At 71.5% G+C, this 15,906-nt stretch carries 16 protein-coding genes; 9 read left to right on the top strand and 7 right to left on the bottom strand.

Annotated features, from left to right (window positions below; translation table 11 throughout):
- Window positions 1-13: 13 nt before the first annotated feature.
- From ABZV31_RS11500 to ABZV31_RS11520, 5 genes are read left to right on the top strand one after another with little or no spacing between them, the layout of a single operon-like run.
- Window positions 14-1,357: an L-fuconate dehydratase gene (locus tag ABZV31_RS11500; RefSeq protein ID WP_355891364.1), complete on the top strand. Its 1,344-nt coding sequence runs from the start codon at window positions 14-16 to the stop codon at window positions 1,355-1,357.
- The gene (locus ABZV31_RS11505; protein ID WP_355891367.1) at window positions 1,354-2,109 is read left to right on the top strand and encodes an SDR family oxidoreductase; all 756 of its coding nucleotides are present in this window, start codon (window positions 1,354-1,356) and stop codon (window positions 2,107-2,109) included. Before ABZV31_RS11500 ends, ABZV31_RS11505 begins: the two co-directional genes overlap by 4 nt.
- Window positions 2,106-3,092 (top strand): aldo/keto reductase, encoded by a 987-nt coding sequence (locus ABZV31_RS11510; protein WP_355891370.1) that lies wholly within the window; start codon window positions 2,106-2,108, stop codon window positions 3,090-3,092. The genes ABZV31_RS11505 and ABZV31_RS11510 overlap by 4 nt, the downstream gene beginning before the upstream one ends.
- Window positions 3,089-3,403, top strand: coding sequence for an L-rhamnose mutarotase (locus ABZV31_RS11515; protein ID WP_355891373.1), 315 nt, complete (start codon window positions 3,089-3,091; stop codon window positions 3,401-3,403). The genes ABZV31_RS11510 and ABZV31_RS11515 overlap by 4 nt, the downstream gene beginning before the upstream one ends.
- Window positions 3,400-4,239 (top strand): amidohydrolase family protein, encoded by an 840-nt coding sequence (locus ABZV31_RS11520; protein ID WP_355891376.1) that lies wholly within the window; start codon window positions 3,400-3,402, stop codon window positions 4,237-4,239. Before ABZV31_RS11515 ends, ABZV31_RS11520 begins: the two co-directional genes overlap by 4 nt.
- 9 nt (window positions 4,240-4,248) lie before the next feature.
- On the opposite strand, the gene ABZV31_RS11525 is transcribed toward ABZV31_RS11520, so the two are convergent.
- Window positions 4,249-4,656 (bottom strand): DUF3224 domain-containing protein, encoded by a 408-nt coding sequence (locus ABZV31_RS11525; RefSeq protein WP_355891379.1) that lies wholly within the window; start codon window positions 4,654-4,656, stop codon window positions 4,249-4,251.
- A gap of 47 nt (window positions 4,657-4,703) precedes the next feature.
- The gene (locus tag ABZV31_RS11530) at window positions 4,704-6,125 is read right to left on the bottom strand and encodes a lipase maturation factor family protein (protein ID WP_355891382.1); all 1,422 of its coding nucleotides are present in this window, start codon (window positions 6,123-6,125) and stop codon (window positions 4,704-4,706) included.
- A gap of 506 nt (window positions 6,126-6,631) precedes the next feature.
- On the opposite strand from ABZV31_RS11530, the gene ABZV31_RS11535 reads away from it, so the two are divergent.
- Both ABZV31_RS11535 and ABZV31_RS11540 read left to right on the top strand, forming a co-directional pair.
- A complete protein-coding gene (locus ABZV31_RS11535) occupies window positions 6,632-8,707 on the top strand; it encodes a SpoIIE family protein phosphatase (RefSeq protein ID WP_355891385.1) in 2,076 nt (691 codons plus the stop codon).
- A 69-nt stretch (window positions 8,708-8,776) separates the two neighbouring features.
- Window positions 8,777-9,640 carry a DNA-formamidopyrimidine glycosylase family protein gene (locus tag ABZV31_RS11540; protein ID WP_355891388.1) on the top strand — a complete coding sequence of 288 codons (864 nt, stop codon included), beginning with the start codon at window positions 8,777-8,779 and terminating at the stop codon, window positions 9,638-9,640.
- A gap of 7 nt (window positions 9,641-9,647) precedes the next feature.
- Here the strand turns inward: ABZV31_RS11540 and ABZV31_RS11545 are convergent, their stop codons facing one another.
- The 3 genes from ABZV31_RS11545 to ABZV31_RS11555 form a co-directional block, all read right to left on the bottom strand.
- On the bottom strand, window positions 9,648-10,298 hold the full coding sequence (locus ABZV31_RS11545; protein WP_355891391.1) for a zf-HC2 domain-containing protein: 651 nt from the start codon (window positions 10,296-10,298) through the stop codon (window positions 9,648-9,650).
- Between the two features lie 141 nt (window positions 10,299-10,439).
- The gene (locus tag ABZV31_RS11550) at window positions 10,440-10,955 is read right to left on the bottom strand and encodes a hypothetical protein (protein WP_355891394.1); all 516 of its coding nucleotides are present in this window, start codon (window positions 10,953-10,955) and stop codon (window positions 10,440-10,442) included.
- Window positions 10,956-11,091: 136 nt separating this feature from the next.
- The gene (locus ABZV31_RS11555) at window positions 11,092-11,640 is read right to left on the bottom strand and encodes a sigma-70 family RNA polymerase sigma factor (protein ID WP_355891849.1); all 549 of its coding nucleotides are present in this window, start codon (window positions 11,638-11,640) and stop codon (window positions 11,092-11,094) included.
- A 210-nt stretch (window positions 11,641-11,850) separates the two neighbouring features.
- On the opposite strand from ABZV31_RS11555, the gene ABZV31_RS11560 reads away from it, so the two are divergent.
- Window positions 11,851-13,014 (top strand): CapA family protein, encoded by a 1,164-nt coding sequence (locus tag ABZV31_RS11560; protein WP_355891397.1) that lies wholly within the window; start codon window positions 11,851-11,853, stop codon window positions 13,012-13,014.
- Between the two features lie 6 nt (window positions 13,015-13,020).
- Here ABZV31_RS11560 and ABZV31_RS11565 read toward each other — a convergent pair whose 3' ends face one another.
- Window positions 13,021-13,494 carry a MarR family transcriptional regulator gene (locus tag ABZV31_RS11565; RefSeq protein WP_355891400.1) on the bottom strand — a complete coding sequence of 158 codons (474 nt, stop codon included), beginning with the start codon at window positions 13,492-13,494 and terminating at the stop codon, window positions 13,021-13,023.
- A 57-nt stretch (window positions 13,495-13,551) separates the two neighbouring features.
- Here ABZV31_RS11565 and ABZV31_RS11570 point away from each other — a divergent pair, with 57 nt between their 5' ends.
- Window positions 13,552-14,367 (top strand): alpha/beta hydrolase, encoded by an 816-nt coding sequence (locus ABZV31_RS11570; RefSeq protein WP_355891403.1) that lies wholly within the window; start codon window positions 13,552-13,554, stop codon window positions 14,365-14,367.
- On the opposite strand, the gene ABZV31_RS11575 is transcribed toward ABZV31_RS11570, so the two are convergent.
- Entirely contained in the window at window positions 14,364-15,797 is a 1,434-nt protein-coding gene (locus tag ABZV31_RS11575) for an amino acid permease (protein ID WP_355891406.1), read from the bottom strand. The genes ABZV31_RS11570 and ABZV31_RS11575 overlap by 4 nt on opposite strands.
- Window positions 15,798-15,906: the final 109 nt, after the last annotated feature.

The raw sequence follows: 15,906 nt of genomic DNA on the forward strand, positions 1-15,906 counted from the left end.
CGAAAGGCCATCCGTGTCCCCGACGCCCGTCCGCATCACCGCGGTCGACACCTTCGACATCCGCTTCCCCACCTCGCGCGAGCTCGACGGCTCCGACGCGATGAACCCGGACCCCGACTACTCGGCGGCGTACCTCGTGCTGCGCACGGACGCGGCCGACGGGCTGGAGGGGCACGGATTCACTTTCACCATCGGGCGGGGCAACGACGTCCAGGTCGCCGCGATCGACGCGCTGCGGGACCACGTGGCCGGGCGATCCGTCGATGAGGTGTGCGACGACCCCGGAACCCTCTTCCGGGACCTGATCGGAGACAGCCAGCTGCGCTGGCTCGGGCCCGAGAAGGGCGTGATGCACATGGCGATCGGCGCCCTGATCAACGCCGTGTGGGACCTCGCCGCCAAGCGCGCCGCGAAACCCCTCTGGCAGCTCCTCGCCGACGCCGAGCCGGAGTGGCTCGTCCGCCAGATCGACTTCCGCTACATCACCGACGCGCTCACCCCCGAGGAGGCCCTGGAGATCCTGCGCCGCGGCCGGCAGGGCGCCGAGGGACGCAGGGCCCGGCTGCTCGAGCAGGGCTTCCCCGCCTACACCACCTCCGCCGGCTGGCTCGGCTACAGCGACGAGAAGCTCACCCGGCTCGCCGCACAGGCCGTCGCCGACGGCTTCCGGCAGATCAAGCTGAAGGTCGGCGCGGACCTCGACGACGACGTACGCCGCTGCCGCGTGGCCCGCGCGGTGGTCGGGCCGGACATCCGCATGGCGATCGACGCCAACCAGCGCTGGAACGTCGACGAGGCGATCCGCTGGACCAGGGCGCTCGCCGAGTTCGACCCGTACTGGATCGAGGAGCCCACCAGCCCCGACGACGTTCTCGCGCACGCAGCCATCCGCGAGGCCGTGGCGCCGGTCAAGGTCGCCACCGGCGAGCACGTGCAGAACCGCATCGTCTTCAAGCAGCTTCTCCAGGCCGGCGCCCTCGACATCGTCCAGATCGACGCGGCCCGCGTGGGCGGCGTCAACGAGAACCTCGCGATCCTGCTGCTGGCGGCCAAGTACGGCGTGCCGGTCTGCCCGCACGCGGGCGGTGTCGGCCTGTGCGAGCTCGTGCAGCACCTGTCGATGTTCGACTACGTGGCCGTCTCCGGCACCACCGAGGACCGCGTCATCGAGTACGTCGACCACCTGCACGAGCACTTCCTGGACCCGGCGGTGATCCGCGACGGTCACTACACGGCATCCACCGCACCGGGCTTCTCGGCCGCCATGCGGCCGGAGTCCATCGCGCGGTACACCTTCCCCGGCGGCACCTTCTGGGCCGCCGACGACCCCGACCGGCAGAAGGGACAGGCGGCATGAGCGACTTCGAGGGACTGACGGCCCTGGTGACGGGCGGCGCCTCCGGCATCGGCCGGGCCACCGCCGAACTCCTCGCCGAACGCGGCGCCCAGGTCGCCGTCCTCGACCTGGACCCCTCGTCCGTCGACAAGCCGCTCCTCGGCCACCGCGCCGACGTCACCGACGACGCCTCCGTCCGCGAGGCCGTCGCGGCCGCCGTCGCCGACCTCGGCGGACTGGACGTCCTGGTCAACAACGCGGGGATCGGCGCCCAGGGCACCGTCGAGGACAACGACGACGAGGAGTGGCGCCGTGTGTTCGACGTCAACGTCCTCGGCATGGTCCGCACGGCCCGCGCCTGCCTGCCGCACCTGCGCAACTCGTCGCACGCGGCGATCGTCAACACCTGCTCCATCGCGGCCACCGCGGGTCTGCCGCAGCGGGCGCTGTACAGCGCCACCAAGGGCGCCGTGTACTCGCTGACCCTCGCCATGGCCGCCGACCACGTCCGTGACGGCATCCGCGTGAACTGCGTGAACCCCGGTACGGTGGACACCCCTTGGGTCGGCCGACTGCTGGACGCCGCCCCCGACCCGGCCGCCGAACGCGCCGCCCTGGAGGCCCGCCAGCCCACCGGACGCCTGGTCACGGCCGCCGAAGTCGCGGGTGCCATCGCGTACTTGGCGAGCCCGCTGTCCGGCGCCACCACCGGCACCGCCCTCGCCGTCGACGGCGGCATGCAGGGCCTGCGGCTGCGCCCGGTGGGCCGGTGAGCGCCCTCGGCCGGAGCGGCGTCCGGGTCAGCGCCCTGGGGTTCGGCGCCGCCGGGATCGGCAACCTGTACACCGAGGTCGGCGACGAGCAGGCCCATGCGGCCGTGACCGCCGCCTGGAAGCAGGGCATCCGCTACTTCGACACGGCCCCGCACTACGGACTCGGCCTGTCCGAACGCCGGCTCGGCGCGGCCCTGCGCGGGCGCCCCCGCTCGGCCTGCACGGTCTCCACCAAGGTGGGCCGCCTGCTGGAACCCACGGACGCGGGCGGCGACGACCGCGCCCACGGCTTCGCCGTACCCGCCACCCACCACCGCGTCTGGGACTTCAGCGCGGACGGCGTACGGCGCAGCCTCGAGGAGAGCCTCGAACGGCTCGGCCTGGACCGCGTGGACGTCGTCTACCTCCACGACCCGGACGACCACGCCGAGCAGGCCTTCCGGGAGGGCTACCCGGCGCTGGAGGAACTGCGCTCCCAGGGCGTGGTGGGCGCGATCGGTGCGGGCATGAACCAGGCCGAGATGCTCACCCGGTTCGTCCGCGAGACGGATGTGGACGTAGTGCTGTGCGCGGGCCGGTACACCCTGCTCGACCAGCGCGCACTGACCGAGCTGCTGCCCGCGGCCCTGGAGCGGGGCGTGTCGGTCGTCGTCGGCGGTGCCTTCAACTCAGGCCTGCTGGCGGACCCGAAACCCGGAGCGACATACAACTACACCCAAGCACCCGCCGAGTTGCTGGAGCGCGCGCTGCGCATCAAGACGGTCGCCGACCGCCACGGCACCACGCTGCGCGCCGCCGCGCTGGCCTTCTGCGCCGCCCACCCGGCCGTCGCGAGCGTCCTCGTCGGCGCCCGCTCGGCACACGAGGTCCGCGACTGTGCCGAGCAGTTCGCGGCGCGTGTGCCCACCGCCTTCTGGCAGGAGCTGCGGGAGACCGGCCTGCTGCCCGCCGACGCCCCCGTCCCCGCCGAGGAGCCGTCATGAGAGTCGCCCTGCACACCAAGGTCCGCGCCGACCGGATCACCGCGTACGAAGCCGCCCACCGCGAGGTCCCCAAGGAGCTCACCGACGCCATCCGCGCCGCCGGAGCCACCTCCTGGACCATCTGGCGCAGCGGCACCGACCTCTTCCACGTCCTGGAGTGCGAGGACTACGCCCGCATCCTCGCCGAGCTGGAGCAACTGCCGGTCAACGTGGCCTGGCAGGCCCGCATGGCCGAACTGCTCGACGTGGTGCACGACTACTCCGCCGGGGGCGCGGACGCCGGCCTGCCCGTCGTGTGGGAGCTGCCGTGACCGTCGACGCCCATCACCACGTCTGGGACCTGACGGTGAGGGACCAGGACTGGATCACGGGTCCCGAACTCCAGCCGCTGCGCCGGAACTTCACGATCACGGACCTCGAACCGGAGGCACGGGCGGCCGGAGTGGACCGCACCGTCCTCGTCCAGACGATCACGGTGCCCGAGGAGACCCCGGAGTTCCTGGCACTGGCGGACGAACACGACCTGATCGCGGGCGTCGTCGGCTGGACCGACCTCACCCGCCCCGACGTCGCCGACGAACTGGCCCGCCTGCGGGAACTCCCCGGCGGCCGCCACCTCAAGGGCATCCGCCACCAGGTCCAGGGCGAGCCGGACCCGGAGTGGCTGCTGCGCCCCGACGTACGCCGGGGCCTGGCCGCCGTCGCCGACGCGGGCCTGGTCCACGACCTGGTCGTCCTGCCCCACCAGCTCCCCGCCTGCGCCAAGGCCGCCGCCGACCACGAGGGCCTCACCTTCGTCCTCGACCACCTGGGCAAGCCACCCATCGCCTCCGGCCGGCTGGAGCCCTGGGCGAGGGCGGTCCGCACCCTCGCGGCCCTGCCCAACACCGTCTGCAAACTGTCGGGCATGGTCACGGAGGCGGACCTCGCAACCTGGACGACCGACGACCTGCGGCCGTACGCCGACGTCGCCCTGGAGGCCTTCGGGCCCCACCGCCTGATGTACGGCTCGGACTGGCCCGTGTGCACCCTGGCGGCACCCTACGGCGAAGTCCTCGCCACCGCGTCCGAACTGACCTCGTCCCTCACCGAGCCCGAACGCACGCAGATCTTCCAGGGCACGGCGACCCGCGTCTACGGCCTCTGATCCCGCGTCTCAGCCGAGCTCATAGTCGAACCAGACCCGGTGCGTGCCCTTGGTGTCGACCGCGATTCCGCCGGTGCCACGGATCCCGGCCAGCTCTCCCGTGCCGCTGGAGGGCACGATGGTGAAGAACTCGGCCGTGCGGTCGGTGCCGGTCGTCGTGGCCGAGTGGACGAAGTTGAAGGCACCCTGCCGGCCGTGCAGCGAGCCTTCGAACGACTCCATGGCCACGTAGGTGCCGACGCCGGTCGTCTGGTCGAACGCGGCGGTGAACAAGGTCGCCGAGCGGCCGGCGATCTCGCCCTCGAAGTGTTTCTCCATCGTGGCGACACCCACCGGAAGGCCGGTGGTGACGTCGGGGTCCGGCTTCAGCTCGGTCGGGACGAACGATGTGACGGTGAAGGTTCCCGTGGCTCTCATGGTGCGACCGTATCGGGCCGGTCCGACAGTGAGCCGTTCGGAGCCGTTCACGACCTTTCGGCCACCGCTGCCAGCCGGCTCGGCGGCAGGTACTCGCGCACATACGTGCGGTCCCAGCAGGCGCCCGTCTCGCGCAGTTCGCGCCAGGTCGTGTAGCGGTAGCGGAAGAGACGGGCGCGGACGTAGCGCGGTGGCTCGTCGGGTGGGAAGGGGGAGCGGCGCAGGAGTTTGAGGGTGTCCCGGTCGTTCTCCAGGAGCCGTTCCACCAGGGCGCCGAACCAGGCGCCTGCGTACGCGGGGGACAGCGCGGCGAACCACATCAGCCAGTCCAGCCGCAGATGGTAGGGCGCGAACTGGCGCGGCCAGTACCGCGGATCGCCGGGCTTGCCCTTGAACTCGTACTCCCGCCAGTCGGCGTCCTCGTGCGGCACGTCGTCGACGGTGCCTTCGATCACCACCTCGTAGCGGACACGGCTGATGCTGCCGAACGCGCCGTAGGTGTTGACCAGGTGGATCGGGTCGAAGGAGCGGTTCATGACCTGCCGCCGGGAGAGCATGTTCATCACGGGGTGGTAGCTCAGGATCACGACGAGCGCGGACACGGCGAGGACCACGATCTCGTACCACAGCGGCGCGGCGGGCACGGACGGCGGATGCGCCGGGAAGCGCACCGCCGACAGCGCCAGCACGATGGTGATCCAGTTCAGCCAGGAGAAGTTGCCCGACAGCACCAGCCACAGCTGGGTGAGGATCATCAGCGCGGCGGCGGCCGTGGCGACCGGGTGCGGGGTGAACAGCAGGAACGGCACGACCAGTTGCGTGACGTGGTTGGCGGCCACCTCCACCCGGTGCAGGGGCTTGGGCAGATGGTGGAAGAACCAGCTCAGCGGGCCCGGCATCGGCTGCGTCTCGTGGTGGTAGTACAGGCAGGTCAGCTCCCGCCAGCACGCGTCGCCGCGGAGCTTGATCAGGCCCGCGCCGAACTCGACACGGAAGAGGATCCAGCGCAGCAGGAACAGCACGACGATCGGCGGGGCCACCTCGTCGTTGCCGAGGAACACGGCGAGGAAACCGGTCTCCAGCAGCAGCGACTCCCACCCGAAGCTGTACCAGGTCTGGCCGACGTTGACGATCGACAGATACAGCGCCCAGGGGACCAGCCACAGCAGCATGCCGCCCCACAGGGGCAGTTCCGAGTCCAGCCCCGCGATCAGCGCCGCGGACACGGCGCATCCGCCCCACGCGCAGGCCGCGAAGAAGCGGTCGGAGTAGTGCAGGTGGAACAGGCTCGGCGCCTGTCTGAACGGCACCCGCGCGACGAAGCGGGGGACCGGCAGCATGCCGCGCTCGCCGAGCAGCGCCCGGAACTGCAGGGCGGCCGTCAGGAATGCGACGAGATACACCGCGGCCAGAGCCCGCTGGAAGACCAGTCGGCTCAGCCAGTAGTCGGGTGCGGTGAACCATCCCACGGCTGTGCGCTCCTCTCCGTGGTGCCCGAGTCCTCCCTGGTGGTGACCGAGCGGCCGGTCACCGACCGTATCGGTCGGCTCCGCTTGCGTTACCGAAGCGAGTGAAGCAGACAGTGAAGCAGAGATAGTGGCGAACTGCCCCGGACGGAGCGGGAGGGCGTGGCGCGGCCACCCACCGGAACCTCCGCCACGGCCTGCCCGCTCCCGGCGGCGACAGGGCCACGGGACGGAGCGGGGAGCTCTTCCTCGAGCCGGTCGCGGACCGGGGCCCGCTCCCTTCACGGACTCCTCGGCCACCTCCCCGGCTACCCACCCCCGGCCACCCGAACACCGCAGTCGGCGCAGGCGACGTCGCCGGTGACCACCCCGCCGACCCCCGGCGACCACCGACCCGGCTCAGCGGCGACCACCCAAGCCGCTTCCCGGCGGAACAGACGGCGATACCGGGCCGTGGAGACCCTGCACCCCCGCTCGAAGAATCAGGTAAATCCTGGCAAGGTGGCCCCATGGCTGAACGGGGAGCGAGCGCCCTGTCACTCCCGGACGACTGGCCCGCCCACCCGGATTCGATCCTGGCGCTCAACCGCATGGGCAGCTTCGACTGGGACCTGGACACCGGTCTGTTCAGCATGGACGCCCAGGCCCAGGAGATCTTCGACGTGCGCCCCGGCGAGTACGACGGCCACCCCGAGAGCCTGGCCCCCCGGGTGCCTTCGGCAGAGGCCCATCGGCTCGACAGCGTGGTGTCCCAGGCCCTCAAGGACGGCAGCGAGAACTACGGCGCCTACTTCCGCATCCGCCGCCACGACGGCAGCCTGCGCTGGACCCACACCCAGGGCTGCATACGACGCGACGAGACGGGCCGCCCGCGCCGGATCATCGGGATCCTCCGGGACGCCACCGAGGAGCTCAGCGACAGCGCCGGCGGCCAGGAGCGGGCCGCCCAGGACGCCGCCCGGCGCGAGCAGACCAACGTCGTCCAGCTCACCACCGCCGCGCTCGCGCATGCCCGCACGGTCCAGGACGTCATCGACGTCGTCAAGGACACCCACGGACTGTCCCTCTTCGGCTCCACCAGCCTGGTCCTCGGTCTGGTCGAGGCCGGCCGCATCCGGCTGGTCGCGGAGGGCCCCGCGGGCAGCTTCGTAACCGGCACCCGTGTCACCCGGATCGACGAGCCCTATCCGATGAGCGAGGCGGTGCGGACCCTCAGCCCGTGCTTCATCGAGTCCCCGGAGGACTTCGCCGAGCGCTTCCCCATCCTGTGGCCGCACATCACCGACCTGAAGATCACCTCGGCCGCCTACCTGCCGTTGGTTGCCCAGGCCCGGCCGATCGGCGCCATGGGCCTGCTCTACAGCGACCGGCGCGGCTTCTCGCCGGAGGAGCGCAACGTCCTCGTCGCCCTCGGCAGCAGCATCGCGCAGAGCCTTCAGCGGGCCATGCTCTACGAGCAGGAGAAGGACCTCGCCCAGGGCCTGCAGCAGGCCATGCTGCCGCGCACCATCCCCAGCGTGCCCGGCGCCGACGTCGCCGTCCGCTACCGCTCCGCCCGGCTGGGCCTGGACATCGGCGGCGACTGGTACGACCTGATCCCGCTGCCGGGCGGCCGGGTCGGCGCCGTCATCGGCGACGTCCAGGGCCACGACACGCACGCCGCCGCCGTCATGGGGCAGCTGCGCATCGTGCTGCGCGCCTACGCCGCCGAGGGCCACACCCCCGCCACCGTGATGGCCCGCGCCTCCGTCTTCCTGCACGAACTCGACACCGACCGCTTCGCGACCTGCCTGTACGCGGAGGCCGACCTGTCCACCGGAGTGGTCCAGGTGGTACGGGCCGGCCACATCGACCCGCTCGTGCGGCACAGCGACGGCACCTGCCACCGGGTCTGTGTCGACGGCGGACTGCCACTCGGCCTGTCCGCCGAGTTCGGCAGCCTGGAGTATCCGGTCGCCGCCCTCGAACTCGACCCCGAGCAGACACTGCTGCTGTGCACCGACGGCCTGGTCGAACGGCCCGGCACCGACCTCGACGAAGGCATGCAGACCCTCACCGGGCTCATCGCCGCGGGTCCCGACGACGTACGGGAGCTCGCCGACCGGCTCATCGACATGGCCGAGGAACGCGGCGGCGACGACGACGTGGCCCTGCTGCTCCTGCGCCGCAAGGGCCTCGCCGACCGGCAGCCCTGCGGCCGGCTGCAGCGGCACGTGGCCCCCGGCGACCCCGAGGCCCTGACCGAGGCCCGGCACATGATCCGCGCCGCGGTCCGCGCCTGGGGGGCCCGGGAACGCTGCGACGAGGTCGAACTGGTCGCCGACGAGCTGATCACCAACGCCCTGATGCACACCGAGGGCGCCGCGATCGTCACCCTGCGGGTCCTCACCGGCACCGACCGGCGGCTTCGGGTCGAGGTGGAGGACACCTCCAGCGCCCTGCCGCGCCGCCTCGAGCCGGGGGAGTCGGGCCTCTCCGGACGGGGGCTGATGCTCGTCGACCGGCTCACCGACGTGTGGGGTGTGGACGCGCGGGGCGGCGGTAAGTGCCTGTGGTGCGAGTTCGTGGTGCCGGAGCGGGGCTGAGGGGACTTCGCGGCCGGCGTGGCGTGAGCGGCGCGTGGCGCCGTCGGTGCCGGATGGCACTCTGGACGTATGCCGGAACTGCCCGAGGTCGAAGCGCTCAAGGGCTTCCTGGCCGACCACCTGGTCGGCCACGAGGTCGTACGCGTGCTGCCCGTCGCGATCAGCGTCCTGAAGACGTACGACCCTCCCGTCACCGCCGTCGAGGGGCAGGAGGTCACGGCGGTGCGCCGACACGGCAAGTTCCTCGACCTGGAGACGGACGGCGGCCTGCACCTCGTGACGCACCTGGCCCGCGCGGGCTGGTTGCAGTGGAAGGACCGGCTGCCGGACGGGCCACCCCGCCCCGGCAAGGGACCGCTGGCCCTCCGCGTCGCCCTGGAGACCGGTGCGGGCTTCGACCTCACCGAGGCGGGCACCCAGAAGCGGCTCGCCGTGTACGTCGTACGGGATCCGCAGGAGGTGCCGGGCGTGGCCCGCCTCGGCCCCGACCCGCTGGCCGACGACTTCGACGAGACACGGTTCGCGCAGCTGCTCGCGGGGGAGCGGCGCCGGATCAAGGGCGCGCTGCGCGACCAGAGCCTGATCGCGGGCGTGGGCAACGCCTACAGCGACGAGATCCTGCACGCGGCGAAGATGTCCCCGTTCAAGCTGGCCGCCTCCCTGTCACCGGAGGAGACCCGAAGACTCCACGAGGCGCTGCGCACCACGCTGACGGAGGCGGTCGAGCGCTCCCGGGGCCTGGCCGCCGGACGGCTGAAGGCGGAGACGAAGAGCGGACTGAGGGTGCACGGCCGCACCGGCGAGCCCTGCCCGGTGTGCGGCGACACCATCCGCGAGGTCTCCTTCAGCGACTCCTCGCTGCAGTACTGCCCGACCTGCCAGACGGGCGGCAAGCCCCTCGCGGACCGCAGGCTGTCCAGGCTGCTCAAGTAGCCGTCGCTCAGGTGGAGTCGAGCGTCACCAGATGCTGCCCGTCCGCCGTCAGCACCTCGAAGCGGGCGATCTCGTCCGGATGCATCGCCGCCCCGCCCGACATGGTGTTCGGCCGGGCGTCGTGTGAGGGAACGGTCCAACTGGTCACCGTCTGCTGCGAGCCGTCGCGGCCCACGACGACCAGCCGGCAGGAACGGGGACCGGCCCCGTCCTTGACCTTCAGCTCCACCTCGCTGCCCCAGTCCACCTTCTCGACCCTGACCTGCGCCCACACGCCCGTCTTCGCGTCGGTGGCCGCGACCTGCACGGCATTCCCCCCGTGTCCGGCCATGGCGGCGATCCCGGGCCCGGCGACGGCGAACACCACCGAGGCGGCCAGGCCGTACAGAAGGCGCCGGCGTCCGGCCCGGTGTCGGCGGGTCACCTCGCCGACCAGCCGCTCCAGCAGCCGGGGGCCGGGCTGGGCCATGGGGTGCACGAAGCGCGGCGTGGCCCGCCGGTACAGCATCAACTGCCGTGTGGTGGGACCGAACTCGGTGACGTGCGCCGCGCAGCGAGGGCACTCCATGAGGTGGTCCTCGAAGCGGAAGGCGTCCGCCTCGTCCAGCACGCCGAGCGCGTACGCGCCGGCGTCGCGATGCCTTTCCAGGGACCTCATGCCGAATCCTCGTGCCGATGTGTGTGGGTGGGGTTACTCCTTGCTCCCACCCGTACGCACCAGACAGCCGAATCACTCAAGCCACGCACAGAATCGCAACCAAGAGATTCGGAGCGGTCCGGCCCGCGGATTGGTCCGAATCTAAAAAAGATGGATGGCGAGATGTCCGAGGGGCAGTCCGAGCTGCCAGGCCGGCGTCCACACCTTCGGTCCCTCGTCCTCGCCGACCACCGCCGCGCCGCCCGGCACCGCGTCCAGGTCGGGCGCGAGCAGCTCGGTCTCCTCCAGCCAGCGCCAGGCCGCCTCGGCCAGCGCCAGGTCCGGCGAGGGCACCCCGGAGGCGTGCACGTCGGCCGCGAGGTCGGCCATGCGCTCGCGCACCCAGTCCTGCCACGGCTGGTCGTACGCCGTCAGCGACAGCCAGGTCTCCAGCTGGGAGACCACCCGGATGCCGGAGAGCTCGCCGCCGGTGTCGGAGAGAAAGATGGTCAGCGCCAGCGCGTCCCGCCCGGCGCGGAACTCGAAGGACGTCGGCGGCATCAGATCGCCGGTTCGCAGCAACTCGTCGGCGATGTACTCGGCGTACAACCACGCCATCGGGACGGCCAGTTCATCGCCGCCGGTGCCGTCCGTGCTCTCGTGACCTCTGTGCAGCATCCCTTCCTGCCTTCCTCCGGTGCGTGCGCGTTGCCCGACCCTGGGCCCCCAGTCCGGAACACGGATGAGGACAGCCGATTACTCAACGGTGGTCCACAGCAAGGCGCTTTACGGAGGTTTGACTCAAGGGTCGGTTTCACCGCAGGTCGGCTGCGTATCCCGGTAGTACCCGGCGCAGGGCGCGCAGCGCGTAGTACGCGCGGGATTTCACCGTACCGGGCGGAATCCCGAGGGTTTCGGCAGCCTCAGCCACACTCGCCCCCTGGAAATACACCAGCACCAGGACTTCACGGTGTTCCGGAGTGAGTGTCTTCACAGCCTCACGCACATCCAGCATCGCGGCGGCCCGCTCGGCGTGATCGGCGATCATCCGCGCGTTCTCCAGCACCGCGTCCCCGACCTCCGGCGGCCGTGCCTGCCGGGCCCGGCGCGCGTCGATGGCGAGCCGGCGGGCGACGGTCAGCAGCCAGGGCCGTACGGAGTCGAAGGCGTCGGCGCGCAGCGCCTCGGGGTGCTGCCAGGCGCGGACGAGTGTCTCCTGCAGCAGGTCCTCGGCGCGCTGCCGGTCGCCGTCGCAGAGGCGCAGCAGCAGTGCGAACAGCGGCCGGCCGTGCTCGCGCTGCAGCGCGGCGAGCTCGTGCTCGGCGGTCGTCGTCCGGTGCGGGAGGGTGGTTCCGGCCGTCATGGCCGTATGGCAGCGCAGGGTGCGGTGCGGGGACAGGGCACGCGCACGGCTGTGCGGCGGACGGTCGATCGCGTCGGTGAACGGTTCGACGAACGGTCCGTCAGCCCCTTCCGGCACACCGGACGGGTTAACGGGGGTGCCGATGCCGTTTGCGGAGGCCCGCAGATTCGTACCCATTGTCTGTCCATACGACCGCAGTGGGGTGAACTGATGATCGCACGCAGACGGCAGGTGGCCTTGGTCGTGACGGCCCTCCTGGCCGCGGCCGCCGCCTGCCAGGCCCAGTACCGGGAGCACCAGGCTCCTGCCGGGCGTCCGGCGCCGTCGCTGCCGTCCCGGACGGCCTCCGGCGGTTTCACGCTCGTCGCCTCCGGCGACGTCCTGCCGGACGCTTCGATCAACGACCGGGCCGCCTTCGACGCCGGTGGCGCCGGCCACGACTTCCGGCCGATGCTCGCGGGCGTCGAGCCCGTCGTCGCCCGCGCCGACCTGGCGCTGTGTCACATGGGAACCGTCTACGGCGTGAACGGCGCCTACACCGGCGCTCCCCTTTTCAAGTCCCCGCCCGAGGTGGCGCCGGGCCTCGCCGCGACCGGCTACGACGGCTGCTCCACCGCCTCCGAGCACACCCTCGACGACGGTGCCGCGGGGATCCGGCGCACCCTGGACGCCCTCGACCGCGTGGGTGTGCGGCACGCCGGGGCGGCGCGCACCGAGGCCGAGGCGCGCAGCGTCACGTTCCTGCGCGCGGGCCCGGCACTGGTCGCCCACCTCGCCTGCACCTACGGCTCGAACCGGCCCCTCCCGCCGGGGCAGCCGTGGGCCGTCGGCCCGATCGACGAGGACCGGATCCTCGCCGGCGCCCGGGCCGCCCGGCAGGCGGGCGCCGACGTGGTCGTGGTGTCCCTGCACTGGGGCACGCAGTGGCAGGACGCGCCCGACCGGCAGCAGGCCATCCTGGCCCGGCGGCTCACCGCCTCCCGCACGGGCGGCCGCCCGGACGTCGACCTGATCCTCGGCACGCACGCCCACGTCCCGCAGGCCTACGAGAAGGTCAACGGCACCTGGGTGGTCTACGGGATGGGCGACCAGATCGCCGGCCGGATGACCAACGACCACGGCGTCCAGGACCCGCGCGGCAACCAGAGCACCCTGGCCCGCTTCACCTTCGCCCCGCCCGCGCGCCCGGGGGGACGCTGGGAGGTGGTCCGGGCCGAGTTCGTCCCGGAGCTGTTCGACATCGACGCGGGCCGGGTGGTGAACATCAGCGAGGCCATCGCCCAGGGCGCCGACCTGCAGGGCGTGCGCGACCGGATCCGCAACGTGGTCCTCAGCCGGGGTGCGGCGAAGGACGGGCTGGTGATGGGGCGGTGACGCGGGTCAGTCCACGTCGACGTGGTCGAAGGTCCTCACCATCTCCGTGAGGACCCGCACGCAGGTGCGTACGTCGGCGTCCGTCAGGCCGCCGCCGACCTGGCGCATCAGATGGTGCTCGCGGCCGAGGACGTGGGCGATGGTCGACCGGCCCTCCTCGGTGAGCCGGATCAGCGAGGACCGCTGGTGCGCGGGGTTCGGCACGGTCTCGACCCAGCCGCGGGCCGCGGCGTCGTTGACCATGCGTTGCACGAACTGCCGGCTCAGCGCCTGGGCCCGGCCCATCTGCGGGACCGTCATCGGACCGTTCTGGCGCAGCAGGTTGAGGACGGCGCGGACGCCGGCGGACACGCCCTCGACGGGCTCGGCCTGTTCCACCTTGCGCGTGGCGCGCCGGTACAGCGGGCCCACCAGGTCGAACACCTCGCTGAGGCGGTGGCCGAGCTCGTCAGGGGGGAGGGGCTGGTCGATGTCGTTCACCCCGCCATCATGACACCTTGGTTGCCAAACTCTGGAGAAGATGACACCTTGGTTGTCATGACAGTTGCTTCGGAGCTGAGCTGCTTCGCGTCTGACGACGGCGACCTCGCCTACCGCGACACGGGCACCGGGAACCCCTTGGTCCTGCTGCACTCCGGGTGGGCGGACCACCGCGTCTTCGACGACCAGCTACCGGCCCTCGCCTCCCGGTACCGGGTGATCGCACCCGACGTACGCGGCCACGGCTGGTCCGCCAACGCGAGCAAGCCGTTCCGGTGGTCCGACGACCTCGCCGCCCTGCTGCGCCACCTCGGCGTCGGGCCCGTCGTCCTCGTCGGCGTGTGCATGGGCGCAGCCGTCGCCACCGACACCGCACTGGAACACCCCGAACTGGTGCGCGCGCTGGTCGTCAGCGGTGCCGGGACCAGCGAGTTCGAGTTCACCGACCCATGGACCCTGAACCGCGCGGCCGAGGGCGCCCGCCTCCTGGGCGCCGGCGACGTCGACGGCTGGCTCGACGCGTTCGCACAGAACCTCGCAGGTCCGCACCGCACCGTCGACGAGGTCGACCCGGACCTCGTACGACGGGTGCGGGAGATGTGCGCGCACACGCTGTCCAAGCACACCCCCGATGAGAGGGACTGGCTCGTGCCCGTCACCGACACCTGGGCCCGGCTGCCGAAGATCGACGTCCCCGTGCTGGCCGTCCACGGCGCCCTCGACGCCTCCGACAGCGTCGGGATGGCGGAACGGGTCGTCCAGTCGGCGCCGAACGGCCGTTCCGTGACGATCGAGGGCGTCGGGCACTACCCGAACCTGGAGAAGCCGGAGGCCTTCAACCGGATCCTCGAGGACTTCCTCCGCACCCTCTAACGCGGCGCCGGCCCGGACTGACGCTGCGCCAGCACCGACCGCTTGTACGAGTACCCGAAGTAGATCACGCAGCCGATCACGAACCACACGGCGAACCGCACCCAGGTCTGCCACTGCAGGAACGTGATCAGCCAGATCGAGAAGACCACACCCAGCGCCGGCACGAACGGCATCCACGGGGTGCGGAAGGTGCGCGGCAGCTCCGGCTGCCGGTAGCGCAGCACGATCACCGCCGCGCACACCACCACGAACGCCAGCAGGATGCCGATGTTGGTCAGTTCGGCCGCCTGGGCGATCGGCAGGAACCCGGCGATGGCGGCCGACGCCACCCCGACGATCCACGTCACGCGCGTCGGCACGTGACGCGTGGGGTGGGTCTTCGCAAACCACCGGGGCAGCAGCCCGTCCCGGGACATGGAGAACCACACCCGGGTCACGCCCAGCATGAAGGTGAACATCACGGTGAGGATGCCGATGATCGCGCCCACCGCGATGATGTCCGCCAGCCCGCTCAGGCCCACCGACTTGAACGCCGTCGAGAAGCCGCTCTCCTTGTCGATGTCCTTGTAGTTCTGCATGCCGGTCAGCACCAGACACGCCGCCACGTACAGCACCATCGAGATCGCGAGGGAGTAGAGGATCGCCTTCGGCATGTGTCGCTGGGCGTCCTTGGACTCCTCAGCCGCCGTGGACATGGCGTCGTAGCCGAAGACCGCGAAGAACACGGTGGCCGCACCGGTGAACGCCCCGCCGATCCCGTACGGGAAGAACGGGTGGTAGTTCGCGGTGGTGATGTGGAAGACGCCGACGCCGATCACCAGCAGCACGACCAGGACCTTCAGCACCACCACGGCCGTCTCGAAGCGGGCCGCGTTCCTGATGCCGAGGTTCAGCAGCCACGCGATGATCAGGCACAGCACGGCCGCGAACAGGTCGACCCGGTGCCCGGTGCCGGTCCCGGGCGCCCCCAGCATCCACGCCGGCAGCTGGGCGCCCATGTCGCCGATCAGGAAGCTGAAGTAGCCGGAGATGCCGATCGCGACCACCGCCACGATCGCCGTGTACTCCAGCAGCAGGTCCCAGCCGATGAACCAGCCCGCGAACTCGCCGAGCACGGCGTAGCCGTAGGTGTAGGCGGAACCCGCCTTCGGGATGAGGCCCGCGAACTCGGCATACGACAGTGCGGCCGCGGCACTGGCGACACCGGCGATGAGGAAGGAGACGAGCACCGCCGGGCCGGCCGTGCCGTTGGCCACCGTGCCGGCGAGGGTGAAGATGCCCGCGCCGATGATGCCGCCCACGCCGATCGCGGTCAGCTGCCACAGCCCGAGCGACCGGTCGAGCCGTGTGCCCTCGCCGATTTCCGTCTCTTCGATGTGTTCGATGGGTTTGCGGCGGAGGATGCCCTCGCCCATCCGGAGCCCGGCCATGAGCCTCACCTCTTCGCAGACGGCAATCGCTGACGGCGGATCATGATGGCCCAGTGGCGCCGGGTACGGAAGACACCACGTAACGAGTGGGGGAGTGAGCGGGTGTCCG

It is taken from the genome of Streptomyces sp. NPDC005202 (assembly GCF_040608235.1).
Taxonomy (GTDB): domain Bacteria; phylum Actinomycetota; class Actinomycetes; order Streptomycetales; family Streptomycetaceae; genus Streptomyces.